This is a genomic window from Mesorhizobium sp. P2_D6 (assembly GCF_056404315.1).
Genome location: NZ_JBFUEG010000005.1, coordinates 184,624 through 197,303 on the forward strand (window position 1 = coordinate 184,624; position 12,680 = coordinate 197,303).

The 12,680-nt window shown below is 63.2% G+C and carries 12 protein-coding genes; 5 read left to right on the plus strand and 7 right to left on the minus strand.

From position 1 onward, the window contains the following. The first annotated feature begins 26 nt into the window (after positions 1-26). Positions 27-944 (plus strand): LysR substrate-binding domain-containing protein, encoded by a 918-nt coding sequence (locus tag AC1D1L_RS12910; protein WP_477342173.1) that lies wholly within the window; start codon positions 27-29, stop codon positions 942-944. Positions 945-972: 28 nt separating this feature from the next. Here AC1D1L_RS12910 and AC1D1L_RS12915 read toward each other — a convergent pair whose 3' ends face one another. Together AC1D1L_RS12915 and AC1D1L_RS12920 are read right to left on the minus strand one after the other, a co-directional pair. After that, positions 973-1,317, minus strand: coding sequence for a hypothetical protein (locus tag AC1D1L_RS12915; protein WP_477341762.1), 345 nt, complete (start codon positions 1,315-1,317; stop codon positions 973-975). Positions 1,318-1,412: 95 nt separating this feature from the next. Beyond that, positions 1,413-1,859, minus strand: coding sequence for an iron-sulfur cluster assembly scaffold protein (locus tag AC1D1L_RS12920; protein ID WP_112564670.1), 447 nt, complete (start codon positions 1,857-1,859; stop codon positions 1,413-1,415). A gap of 240 nt (positions 1,860-2,099) precedes the next feature. Between AC1D1L_RS12920 and folE the strand changes: the two genes are divergently transcribed. The 3 genes from folE to AC1D1L_RS12935 all read left to right on the plus strand — a co-directional run bounded on the left by folE (position 2,100) and on the right by AC1D1L_RS12935 (position 4,335). After that, positions 2,100-2,735, plus strand: coding sequence for a GTP cyclohydrolase I FolE (folE, locus tag AC1D1L_RS12925; protein WP_454574164.1), 636 nt, complete (start codon positions 2,100-2,102; stop codon positions 2,733-2,735). Positions 2,736-2,826: 91 nt separating this feature from the next. Then, entirely contained in the window at positions 2,827-3,279 is a 453-nt protein-coding gene (gene hisI / locus AC1D1L_RS12930; protein WP_477342175.1) for a phosphoribosyl-AMP cyclohydrolase, read from the plus strand. A gap of 84 nt (positions 3,280-3,363) precedes the next feature. Further along, positions 3,364-4,335 carry a patatin family protein gene (locus AC1D1L_RS12935; RefSeq protein ID WP_112564844.1) on the plus strand — a complete coding sequence of 324 codons (972 nt, stop codon included), beginning with the start codon at positions 3,364-3,366 and terminating at the stop codon, positions 4,333-4,335. Positions 4,336-4,350: 15 nt separating this feature from the next. Here AC1D1L_RS12935 and recJ read toward each other — a convergent pair whose 3' ends face one another. The 5 genes from recJ to AC1D1L_RS12960 form a co-directional block, all read right to left on the minus strand. Continuing rightward, a complete protein-coding gene (gene recJ, locus AC1D1L_RS12940) occupies positions 4,351-6,135 on the minus strand; it encodes a single-stranded-DNA-specific exonuclease RecJ (protein ID WP_477341765.1) in 1,785 nt (594 codons plus the stop codon). Positions 6,136-6,195: 60 nt separating this feature from the next. After that, positions 6,196-7,179 (minus strand): class II fructose-bisphosphatase, encoded by a 984-nt coding sequence (gene glpX, locus AC1D1L_RS12945; protein WP_477341767.1) that lies wholly within the window; start codon positions 7,177-7,179, stop codon positions 6,196-6,198. 230 nt (positions 7,180-7,409) lie between these two features. Next, the gene (locus AC1D1L_RS12950; RefSeq protein WP_477341768.1) at positions 7,410-8,723 is read right to left on the minus strand and encodes a homoserine dehydrogenase; all 1,314 of its coding nucleotides are present in this window, start codon (positions 8,721-8,723) and stop codon (positions 7,410-7,412) included. Between the two features lie 48 nt (positions 8,724-8,771). After that, positions 8,772-9,989, minus strand: coding sequence for an LL-diaminopimelate aminotransferase (locus AC1D1L_RS12955; RefSeq protein WP_142865034.1), 1,218 nt, complete (start codon positions 9,987-9,989; stop codon positions 8,772-8,774). 91 nt (positions 9,990-10,080) lie between these two features. Further along, positions 10,081-10,545 (minus strand): hypothetical protein, encoded by a 465-nt coding sequence (locus AC1D1L_RS12960; protein WP_477341770.1) that lies wholly within the window; start codon positions 10,543-10,545, stop codon positions 10,081-10,083. A gap of 43 nt (positions 10,546-10,588) precedes the next feature. Between AC1D1L_RS12960 and phaC the strand changes: the two genes are divergently transcribed. Next, the gene (gene phaC, locus AC1D1L_RS12965; protein WP_477341772.1) at positions 10,589-12,424 is read left to right on the plus strand and encodes a class I poly(R)-hydroxyalkanoic acid synthase; all 1,836 of its coding nucleotides are present in this window, start codon (positions 10,589-10,591) and stop codon (positions 12,422-12,424) included. The last annotated feature ends 256 nt before the right edge of the window (positions 12,425-12,680 follow it).

The following is a 12,680-nucleotide window of genomic DNA, read 5'->3' on the forward strand; positions in this document are numbered from 1 at the left end:
GCTTCGGATAACTTTGGGTTATGCGAATGAAGCGCGGCCGGCTGCCTCTGACAGCGTTGCGAAGTTTCGAGGCGGCCGGCCGACAACTGAGCTTCAGCCGGGCCGCCGAGGAGCTGTTCGTCTCGCAGGCCGCGATCAGCCGGCAGATCCGCGAACTCGAGCAGTTCCTGCGCCGGCCCTTGTTCCACCGCCATCACCGCCGCGTCGAGCTGACCGAGGCCGGCCAGCGCCTGCTCGATCAGCTGGTCAGAAGTTTCGACGACATCGACAGGCTGCTTTCGGACCTGGTGGCGGCCCCGGCGCAGTCCGTGGTTCGCGTCAGCGTCGAGCCTTCGCTGGCCTCGGTATGGCTGTTGCCGCGGCTCAACCGCTTCAGCCAGTTGCGGCCCGATATCGACGTTTCCCTCGAAGTTGACCCAAGGCCGATCGAGTTCCGCAGCGATCAGCCCGAACTTGCATTGCGCTTCAGTGCGCGAGCCACCTCATGGCCGCGCAGCGAGGCCGAATGGCTCGCTTCGACCGTCGATTCACCGGTCCTGTCGCCGGCCTTGCTGGCGTCGGGCCCTCCTCTCGAAAAGCCGCTCGACCTCGCCCGCTACACGCTGTTGCACGAGGAAAACCGTCAAGGCTGGGCGCGCTGGTTCGAGGCGGCCGGCGTGGCCGCCGACGCCATTCCGGCGCGCGGCCCGATGCTGGCGGATGTGTCGCTGTCAAAGCAGGCGGCCCTGCTCGGCCACGGCGTGGCGCTGGGCGACCTTTTGCAGATCGGCGAGGAGATTGCGTCCGGCGCGCTGGTCAAGCCGTTCGACATCGACGTCGCATCCGGCGCCTACTGGCTGGTCGCCAGGAGTTTGAAGGACCTGCCGGAACCGGCCAAGGCTTTTGCCGATTGGGTGAGAAGCGAATTTGCCGAAAGCAGACGCGCGCAGGAACACCAGACCTAAGCCGGCGTCCTTCTTAAGCCTTCGGTTTCTATTTCTGCTGCGCGCTGGATGACATCACTCGGGCGTCGAAATTGACCGTCGTCTCGCGCCAAGCCTGGTAGCTATCGGCAAAAGCTGCAAGGCCAGTGAAGGGCGCACAACGGGTAATTGCCCGAACTGCGCTATCATTGAACCTCTTGCCCTGTGGTTCTGTCGCGGGGTTGAGTATCTTTGGCGGTCCGGCGAGCGAGCCATCCGGGTTCAGACTGATTTGGACGCGCGTGATCGTGATCACGTATCCGTCGTCGACTGGGATAGTCCAGCAGCCAGCCAGCTTGTCAGAAAGGTAGGCGGCAGCCCTTCTGCTTCGAAGCGCTTTCTGCTCCTGCCGCATAACCGCTCGTCACCAGCGAAACCGCAAGGCCCGAAGCCACCGTCAACCAATGCAAGCGGTTCCTCCATCATGGCCGGCGCGAAACCGGCGCTATGTCACGCGGCTTCTTCGGCGCGTTTCTTCTCGATCTGGCCGATGGCGTCGACGACCGCGTCGAAGGTCAGCATGGTCGAGGCATGGCGCGCCTTGTAGTCGCGCACCGGCTCCAGATATTTCAGATCGGCGAAACGACCTTCTGGCGGCGCCCCGTTTTCCTTGAGCATCTTCAGCATGGTGTCGCGCACAGCCCGCAATTCGTCAGCGCTGGCGCCGATGACGTGCTGAGCCATGATCGAGGACGAGGCCTGGCCAAGCGCGCAGGCCTTCACGTCATGGGCGAAATCGGTGACGACGCCATCGTCCATCTTGAGGTCGACAGTCACTGTCGAGCCGCACAATTTGGAATGGGCACGTGCCGTCGCGTCCGGATCATCGAGCCGGCCGATGCGTGCGATGTTTCCGGCAAAACCCAGAATTTTCGCATTGTAGACGTCGTCAATCATATTTTTCCAATCCGTCGCCGCCAAGCGAACAGCGATTGCCGCTGTGGCGTCTTTCATTCGCTGGGCACGACCATATATAATGCTGGCAGTCGGGTATCGACAAGGCAACGCAAAGCCGCCGTCCTTGCCCATTCGTTCACGCCGCTTGCGGGCTGGAAGCCGGGCGAATTTCCAGCACCCGAAAGGTCGTGGTCCGTTCAACTCGTTCCTCCTGAGAGAGGAACTACGGGAGACGCCTTTATGGATGCCGTCATCAAGAAGATCATGCCCCCCTCCGACTATCTGGACAAGCCGGTCACCGACAGACCGAGCGAGGCCGAGGTCGAGGCCGCCGTGCGCACGCTGTTGCGCTGGACCGGCGACAATCCGAACCGCGAAGGCCTGATCGACACGCCCAAGCGCGTCACCAAGGCCTTCCTCGAAATGTTCAACGGCTACGACATGTGCCCGGCCGAAGAACTTGGCCGCACCTTCGAAGAAGTCGCCGGCTATGACGATCTCGTCATCGTCAGGGACATCCAGTTCCATTCGCATTGCGAGCATCACATGGTGCCAATTATCGGCAAGGCGCATGTCGGCTATCTGCCGGACGGCAAGGTCGTCGGCCTGTCCAAGATCGCCCGCGTCGTCGATATCTTTGCCCATCGCCTGCAGACGCAGGAAGCCATGACCGCGCAGATCGCCGGCGTCATCCAGGACGTGCTCAATCCGCGCGGTGTCGCCGTCATGATCGAGGCCGAGCATATGTGCATGGCCATGCGCGGCATCCGCAAGCAAGGCTCCACCACGTTGACCTCGACCTTCACCGGCGTGTTCAAGGACACGCCTGAGGAACAGGTCCGTTTCGTCACCATGGTGCGCGGCCTCGGGGTGTAAGCCCCCTCGCCGGCATCGCCAAGCCATGATCCCGAAAAGTGGAGACCGGTTTTCGGATAAGATCATGGCCAAACAAGAAGACAAACCGGCGATGTCGGCACTAACGTTCCCCAAGGCTCCATCCGACAAGAAGGCGTTAGAAGAAGGCGCGGTGTTTTCACCGCGCTTTGACGCCAGCGGTCTCGTCACCGTCGTGGTCACCGACGCCGAAGACGGCATGCTTTTGATGGTCGCGCATATGAATGCCGAGGCGTTGACGCTGACGCTGGAGACCGGCATCGCCCATTACTGGTCGCGCTCCCGCAACGCACTTTGGAAAAAGGGCGAAACCTCCGGCAATTTCCAGCATGTCGTCGAAATGCGGACTGACTGCGACCAGGACGCCTTATGGCTTCGCGTGAAAGTGTTGGGCCACGACGCAACCTGTCACACAGGCCGGCGTTCATGCTTTTATCGGACGGTGGGGCTCAACGACGGCAAGGCGACGCTTGCCGACGATGGCAGTAAACCGCTATTCGATGCGGACCAGACGTATCGGAAGTGAACCATTCAACAGTCACAAACCACCCATATTCACTATTTTCAAACGTCCTTCCTTTAGAACGGACATGGGACATGGGAGATCATGATGCTCGAATGGGCGTCATTGCGTAGCAGACCAGACGCGCGGGAGGCCAATGGCCCCTCATCGTCCGGCGGCGTGCCTGACCCGCAACCTGCGGGGAAGACAGGCATTTCGCTCGCGCTGGGCGGCGGCTGCGCACGCGGCTGGGCGCATATCGGCGTGCTGCGCGCGCTCGACGAGGCTGGCATCGAAGTCTCGATGATCGCCGGCACCTCGATCGGCGCGCTGGTCGGCGGCTGCTACATCGCCGGCAAGCTGGATGAGCTCGAGGAATTCGCACGCAGCCTGACCAAGCGCCGCATCTTCGGCCTGCTCGATCTCAATCTGCGCGGCAGCGGCCTGTTCGGCGGCATGAAGCTGGACGCCAGGCTGCGCGAGCACATGGCCGGCATCCGTTTCGAAGACCTGACAAAGCCTTTCGTCGCCGTTGGCGCGGAAATCCGCACCGGCCACGAGATCTGGCTGTCGAGCGGATCGCTGATCACCGCCATGCGGGCCTCCTATGCGTTGCCCGGCGTGTTCGAACCGGTGAATTGCAACGGCCGCGTGCTGGTCGACGGCGCGCTGGTCAACCCGGTGCCGGTCTCGGTCTGCCGCGCCTACGAGCAGCCGTTGGTCGTCGCGGTCAACCTTCACTACGATCTGTTCGGCCGCGCCGCCGTCATCAAGCACAGCGCCGGCGAACTGCTCATCGAGAAGGACGCGCCTCGGCCGGGGCAGGCCGACCCCGACCACCAGGCGCACCAGACGCGCCTCGGCATCACCGGCGTCATGGTCGAGGCCTTCAACATCATCCAGGATCGGATTTCGCGCGCGAGGCTGGCCGGCGATCCGCCCGACATGTCGCTGCAGCCGAAGCTCAGCCATATCGGCCTGACCGAATTCCACCGCGCCGACGAGGCCATCAGCCTCGGCTACCACGCGACGATGGCGCAGATCGGCGAGTTGAAGCGGCTGCAGACGGTTCTGGCCTAAACCAATCCAGTAATCTCAGGCCTTGGCCGCATCGCTGATGCGAAACTGCACCGAACGGTTGCCGTTCCAGTAATTGCCCGACAACGAACCGGCGACATGGATCGTCTTGCCCCGGTTCTTGAACAGGAATTCGCCGAGCGCGGTATCGACCGCGCGAAAGGCGATCGCCTGGATGCGGCCGCCGCTCTCCGACTGCAGGTCGGCGCGGATGTGGTTGGTGCCGACTGCGCGCGCGTCGGCCAGCCGGTGGCGTGGCAGCGCGAACACCGGCGCGACATGGCCGGCCCCGAACGGACCGGCCTTCTCCAGGGCATCGAGCAGGCTCAATGTCGCCCCTTCGGCGGCGAGCGCACCGTCTATGGCCAGGCTTTCCTCGTCCTGCAGGCGGAACACCTCGGCCGCCGCGCGCTCCTCGAAGAAGGCTCTGAGTTCACCGAGTTTTGCGCGCTCCACCGTGATGCCGGCCGCCATGCCATGGCCGCCGCCCTTGACGATCAGCCCGGCATCGGCAGCTTCGCGCACCAGCCGCCCCAGGTCGAAGCCCGACACCGAACGGCCCGATCCGGTGCCGATGCCATTGGCGTTGAAGGCGATAGCAAAGGCCGGCCGGCGCGCATGATCCTTCAGCCGCGATGCAATGAGCCCAACGATGCCGGGATGCCAATTGGTGCTGGCGGTGACGATGACGGCCGGGCCATTGCCGCCGGCAAGCTCGGCGTCGGCCTCGGCGCGCGCCGCGGCCAGCATCTCCAGCTCCATCTGCTGGCGTTCCTGGTTGAGCCGGTCGAGCGTCTCGGCAATCGTGCCTGCCTCGACCGGATCGTCGGTGGCGAGCAGCCGGCTGCCAAGGGCTGCGTCGCCGATGCGGCCGCCGGCATTGATGCGCGGCCCGATCAGATAGGCGAGATGAAAGGTGCTGATCGGCTCGCCGATGCGCGACACCCGCGCCAGGGCGGCCAGCCCCTCATTCTTCTGCTGACGCGCCATCTGCAGCCCTTTGACAACGAAGGCGCGGTTGACGCCGACGAGCGGGACGACGTCGCAGACGGTCGCCAGCGCCGCCAGGTCGAGCAGCGAAAGCAGGTCGGGGTGCGTTGCATCGGGCAAGCGGCTGCGCAGGATCCTGGCTGTCTGCACCAGGGCGAGGAAGACGACGCCGGCGGCGCAAAGGTGGCCTTGTCCGGAAAGATCGTCCTCGCGGTTGGGATTGACGACCGCGGTCGCTTCCGGCAGCGCGCCACCGACCTGATGGTGGTCGAGCACCACCACATCGGCGCCGGCCGCCTTTGCCGCGTCGATGGAAACGGCGCTGTTGGTGCCGCAATCGACGGTGACGATCAGCGTCGCGCCACGCGAGACCAGTTCGCGCATGGCCTCCGGATTGGGGCCATAGCCCTCGAAAATGCGGTCCGGAATGTAGATTTCAGACGGCACCGAGAAATGCGTCAGGAAGCGCCTGAGCAGTGCCGACGAGGCGGCGCCGTCGACATCGTAGTCGCCGAAGATCGCCACTTTTTCCTTGGCCATGACCGCTTCGGCGATACGAGCGGCGGCCTTGTCCATGTCGGTCAGCGAGGCCGGATCCGGCAACAGGTCGCGGATCGTCGGATCGAGGAAGCGCTCGGCCTGGTCGGCGGTGACGCCGCGCCCGGCCAGCACGCGCGCGACAATGTCGGGCACGCCGTGGCCCTGCGCGATGGCAAGCGCCGTCATGTCCTGCCGCTCGCTCAACCGGTGTTCCCAGGAAACACCGGTCGCGGACTGCCTGACATCGAGGAAGAGGCGTTTGTCGCCCGTCATAGGACGCGTCGTCTGCAGATTGTCATTTCCGGCAATATGCGACGGCTAAACAGGAAAGTCTCAAAACTTTTCCAGATCCTGGTGACGCGCCTTGATCTCGCGCACGGTGCGCGAAGACGAGCGCAGCACGATGGTGTGCGTGGTGATGTAATTGCCGCCGAACTTGACGCCGGCCAACATGTTGCCGTCGGTGACGCCGGTCGCCGCAAACAGCACGTCGCCACGCGCCATGTCCTCGGCGCGATAGACCCGCTTCGGATCGGCAATGCCCATTTTTGCCGCGCGCGCCACTTTCTCCGCTGTGTCGAGGATCAACCGGCCCTGCATCTGGCCGCCGGTGCAGCGCAGCGCTGCCGCGGCCAGCACGCCTTCCGGCGCACCGCCGGTCCCGAGATAGATGTCGATGCCGGTCTCTTCCGGATCGGTGGTGTGGATGACGCCGGCGACATCGCCGTCGCCGATCAGCCGGATCGCAGCACCCGTGGCACGCACCGCTTCGATCAGCCTTTCATGGCGCGGCCGGTCGAGGATGCAGGCGGTGATTTCGGAGACCGCGACACCCTTTGCCTTAGCCAGGCTGGCGATGTTTTCGGCCGGCGAGGCATCGATGTCGATGACGCCTTCGGCATAGCCCGGGCCGATGGCGATCTTGTCCATGTAGACATCGGGGGCAAACAACAGGCTGCCCTTTTCGGCAATGGCGATGACGGCCAGTGCGTTGGGCAGGTTCTTGGCGCAGATCGTCGTGCCTTCGAGCGGATCGAGCGCGATATCGACCGCCGGACCGATGCCACTGCCGACTTCTTCGCCGATATAGAGCATCGGCGCCTCGTCGCGTTCGCCCTCGCCGATCACCACCGTGCCCTTTATGGCGAGGCGATTGAGTTCCTGGCGCATGGCGTCGACCGCGGCCTGGTCGGCGGCCTTTTCATCGCCGCGCCCGCGCAGTCTGGCGGCCGCGACCGCGGCGCGCTCGGTGACACGCACAACTTCCATGGTGAGTATCCGGTCGAGACCGGCGACAATGTTCTGGGCCACATTCATCGGGAGAAATCCTCGTTCACACACGCCTCCGCCAGGGGCGCGCTTCTTGTGTCAAAGCTCCATGACAAGGGCAAGACTTGCCGCGTCAATTTTTCGAAATCGCAGCAATATCAATCGATTAAAGAGGAAAGATGACTTCCTCAAAAGCAATTCCAGGAAAAGAGCAAGGCGGTTTTCCCGGGAAAAGCGCGTAGCGCTTTCCCTTGGGAATTGCGTCAAACAAAAAGAGGCTACCCAGCCCGCTCGATGCGGATGACCTGCGGCTTGTCTGTGAGATGGCCGTCCTTGGTGATGCCGTCGACGGCCTTGCGCACCGCCGCTTCCGTCGTCTCGTGGGTGACCAGGATCACTGTTTTCTGCGCATCGGTTTCCGGTCCGGCCGCATGCTGAACGATCGATTCCAGCGAAATGTCGTTATCGGCCATGCGCTTGGCGATTGCGGCAAACACGCCGATGCGATCGTGCACGGTAAGCCGGATGAAATAGCCGCCGGCATGGCTACGCATCTGCGCCTTCTTGTAGGGGCGCAATTCCTTGGCCGGCAGACCGAACACCGGACCATGCTGGAAGCCCGGCCGGCTCTTGGCGATGTCGGCGATGTCGCCGACCACCGCCGAGGCGGTGGCGTTGCCGCCGGCGCCAGGGCCGGAGAGCAGGAGTTCGCCCAGAATGTCGGTTTCGATCGCCACCGCATTGGTCACGCCGTGCACCTGCGCGATCACCGAGGCGGTCGGAACCATGGTCGGATGCACGCGCTGCTCGATGCCGCTGTCGGTGCGCTGCGCAACGCCGAGCAGTTTTATCCGGTAGCCGAGATCGCCGGCGGCGCGGATGTCAGCCTGGCTGATGTTGGAAATGCCTTCCATGTAGATGTCGTTGGCGGCGATCCTGGTACCGAAGGCCAGGCTGGTCAGGATCGACAGTTTGTGCGCCGTATCATGGCCCTCGATGTCGAAGGTCGGATCGGCCTCGGCATAGCCCAGCCGCTGCGCGTCCTTCAGGCACTCGTCGAAGGAAATGCCCTCTGCCTCCATACGGGTCAGGATGTAATTGCAGGTGCCGTTGAGGATGCCGAAGACGCGTGTCACCGAATTGCCGGCCATCGCCTCGCGCATCGTCTTGATGACCGGGATGCCACCGGCGACCGCCGCCTCGTAGTTGAGCAGCACGCCCTTCTTCTCGGCGATTTCGGCCAACGCCACGCCGTGCTTGGCCAGCAGCGCCTTGTTGGCGGTGACGACATGGCGCCCGGCCTCAAGCGCTGCCTTGACCGACGAGCGCGCCGGCCCTTCGTCGCCGCCGATCAGTTCGACGAAGACGTCGATGTCGGCGGTCTGCGCCATCTTGACCGGATCGTCGAACCATTTGGCGGCGCCGAGATCGACGCCGCGGTCACGCTTCGAATCGCGTGCCGAAACGGCTGATACAACGACGTCACGGCCGCACTGGCGTGTCAGTTCGGCCGCCTTGTCGCGCAGCACGCGCGCTACCGAAGCGCCGACGGTGCCGAGACCCGCAATTCCAACACGCAACGCTTCAGCCATGTCCGGCGACGCCCCTCAAACTCTGCTCAATTAAGATGTGCGACGACCTCAGCGATGCGCGGCGAGCGGCACCACATTGTTCGGCTGCTTGGCGCTGGACGCCAGAAAGCGCTTGATGTTGCGCGCCGCCTGACGGATCCGGTGCTCGTTTTCGACCAGTGCGATGCGCACATGATCGTCGCCATGTTCGCCGAAGCCGATGCCCGGCGCCACAGCCACGTCGGCGTGCTCGATCAGCAACTTGGAGAATTCGAGCGAGCCGAGATGCTTGAACGGCTCCGGGATCGGCGCCCAGGCAAACATCGAGGCCGCTGGTGCGGGAATGGTCCAGCCGGCGCGGCTGAAGGCGTCGACCATGACGTCGCGGCGCTTCAGATAGACCTCGCGCACTTCGGCGATGTCGGCGCCGTCGCCATTGAGCGCATATGCCGCCGCCACCTGGATCGGCGTGAAGGCGCCGTAGTCGAGATAGGACTTCACCCGAGTCAGCGCCGAAATCAGCCGCTCATTGCCGACGGCAAAGCCCATCCGCCAGCCGGGCATGGAGAAGGTCTTCGACATCGAGGTGAACTCGACGCAGACATCGATGGCGCCTGGCACCTGCAGCACCGAAGGCGGCGGATTGCCGTCGAAGTAGATCTCCGAATAGGCAAGGTCCGAGAGGATGATGATGTCGTTCTTCTTGGCGAAGGCGACGACGTCCTTGTAGAAATCGAGCGAGGCGACCAGCGCCGTCGGGTTCGACGGATAGTTGAGGATCAGCGCTAGCGGCTTCGGGATCGAATGGCGGACACCGCGCTCGAGCGCCGGAATGAAGCCATCGTCCGGCTCGACCTGCAGCGAGCGGATGACGCCACCCGACATGATGAAGCCGAAAGCGTGGATCGGATAGGTCGGGTTGGGGCACAGGATCACGTCGCCGGGCGCGGTGATTGCCTGCGCCATGTTGGCGAAGCCTTCCTTCGAGCCGAGCGTGGCCACCACTTGCGTGTCGGGATTGAGCTTCACGCCGAAGCGGCGCTGATAGTAGGCGGCCTGAGCGCGGCGCAAACCGGGAATGCCGCGCGAGGAGGAATAGCGATGCGTGCGCGGATCGCGCACCACTTCGCACAATTTGTCGACGATCGCCTTCGGCGTCGGCAGGTCCGGATTCCCCATCCCAAGGTCGATAATGTCGGCGCCGCGCGAACGGGCGCTGGCCTTCAGCCGGTTGACCTGCTCGAACACGTAGGGCGGAAGCCGGCGGACCTTGTGAAATTCTTCCATGTCAGTTCCAGACGATTAGAATTGGCTTTGGCAGAGTTGGCTTGGCAAAGCGGACCTTGGCAAAGGTGGGCTTTCGGCGCGCCATATAGCCCTATTTGCAGGTAGGGTCGAGGGCGGGATCGCATTTGGCCTCGATCTGTTTCAGCGTATCCTTGCCGTGGTTCTTCGCCAGCGAGTTCAGGGCCGCCGGGCTGGTGGACGGAACACCGCCGCCTCCCTTGCCCGCCTGCGCCTGCTGTTCACCCTTCAGCAGGGCAAGCTTGGCCTGGGTCTCCTCAGGCGTGAGCTGCTTTGCCGCGACCTGCGGCGGGATGTTCAGATTGGGGTAGGAGCCGGTGTCCTGCGCGCCCTGTGTCAGGCCGGTATTCATCCCGTTGCCGGTGTTGGCGCTGGTGCAGCCGCCTGCTGCCAACAGCCCTGGCGCCAGAAAAGCTGTCGCAACAGCGATGCGGCAAAAGCGACCTGCCCCTGAAAAAATGGTCTTGCCGGTGTTAATCGTCATATTGTTTTCCTGGCAGCCGGGGTACAGCGCATTGGACCCGGTCAGATGTCCCATGATAATATGTCAAGAAAACGCCTCGGGAGGAACCCCGCGAGCCATGTCCAAAACACCTGATTCGAGCAAAGCGGAAGATGATCAATCTTCGACCGTCGAGCAATATCTGGTGAAAGACCCGGAACGCTTCGCGTTGAACATGGCGCGCATGGTCGAGCAGGCCGGCAAGGCGGCCTCCGCCTGGGCCGAGCCGCGCGAAAAGGGCGAGGTGCGCGATCACGTCGCCGAGCCCGTGGTCGACATGGTCAAAACCTTCTCCAAGCTCAGCGAATACTGGCTTGCCGATCCGCAGCGCGCGCTGGAAGCGCAGACGCGACTGTTCGCCGGCTACATGACCGTCTGGGGAAACGCCATCCAGCGCATCAGCCCGAATGCCGAGGCGCCCGACGATGCGGTCAAGCCGGAGCGCGGCGACAAGCGCTTCCAGGACCCTGAGTGGGGCCGTAACGCGTTCTTCGATTTCCTCAAACAGGCCTATCTCGTCACCTCGCGCTGGGCGGCCGACCTCGTCGAGCATGCCGAAGGCCTCGACGACCACACCCGCCACAAGGCGAGCTTCTACGTCAAGCAGGTGTCCAACGCCATCTCGCCGTCGAACTTCATCCTGACCAACCCGGAGCTGTTTCGCGAAACCGTTGCCTCCAACGGCGAAAACCTGGTGCGCGGCATGAAGATGCTGGCCGAGGACATCGCCGCCGGCAAGGGCGACTTGAAGCTGAGACAAGCCGACTATTCGCCCTTCGAGATCGGCAAGAACGTCGCGACCTCACCCGGCAAGGTGGTCGGCCGCAGCGATGTCGCCGAGATCATCCAATACGATCCGACGACCGAGACCGTGCTCAAGCGCCCGCTGCTGATCTGCCCGCCCTGGATCAACAAATACTACATCCTCGATCTCAACCCGCAAAAATCCTTCATCCGCTGGGCGATCGAGCAGGGCCACACCGTCTTCGTCATTTCCTGGATCAATCCCGACGAGCGCCACGGCGCCAAGGGCTGGGAAGCCTATATCCGCGAAGGCCTGCAATACGGGCTCGACACGATCGAGAAGGCGACCGGCGAGAAGGAGGTCAACGCCATCGGCTATTGCGTCGGCGGCACGCTTTTGGCGGCCGCACTCGCGCTCCTGGCGCAGGAAGGCGACAACCGCATCAAGTCGGCGACCTTCTTCACCACGCAGGTCGACTTCACCCATGCCGGCGACCTGAAAGTGTTCGTCGACGAGGACCAGGTGGCGGCGGTCGAAAAGTCGATGAACGAAAAGGGTTACCTCGACGGCACCAAGATGGCGACCGCCTTCAACATGCTGCGCTCGGGCGACCTGATCTGGCCCTATGTCATCAACAACTACATGCGCGGCAAGGATCCCCTGCCCTTCGACCTGCTCTACTGGAACGCCGATTCCACCCGCATGGCGGCGGCCAACCATTCCTTCTATCTGCGCAACTGCTATCTCGAGAACAATCTCACACGAGGCGTGATGGAACTCGCCGGCCGCATTGTCTCGCTCGCCGACGTCACCATCCCGGTCTACAATCTGGCATCGAAGGAAGATCACATCGCGCCGGCGCTTTCGGTATTCCTCGGCTCGCAATATTTCGGCGGCGACGTCGAGTATGTAATGGCCGGCTCCGGCCACATCGCCGGTGTCGTCAATCCGCCGGCGGCCAAGAAGTATCAGTACTGGACCGGCGGCAAGCCGGTGGGCGATTTTGGCCAGTGGTTCGCCAATGCAGTGGAGCATCCCGGCTCCTGGTGGACGCACTGGCAGCACTGGATCGAGACCCAGGACGACACCCTCGTTCCGGCCCGCAAACCGGGCAACCATATGAAAACCCTGGGTGATGCCCCCGGCACCTATGTCAAGGTGCGTGTGTAACAGACTGTAATGTCTGGTGAGTTGACGGACCGGCAAAACGGGGCGAAATGGTGTCGTCAACCATCAAGTAGCCTCAATTCGCCTACAACGAGCGATTAATTCAGAGGCTTGCAGAATTGACACAAGTCTCGTTTCCGGTTTGGGAACATAGGGTTATTGGACGTGAACGTTTCGACGCCGCACCAATAGCAGGCCGACCGGACACCGAGGGGGAATTTAGTTTTGAGATCAGTAGGATCGCGTCTCGCGGGGAGAG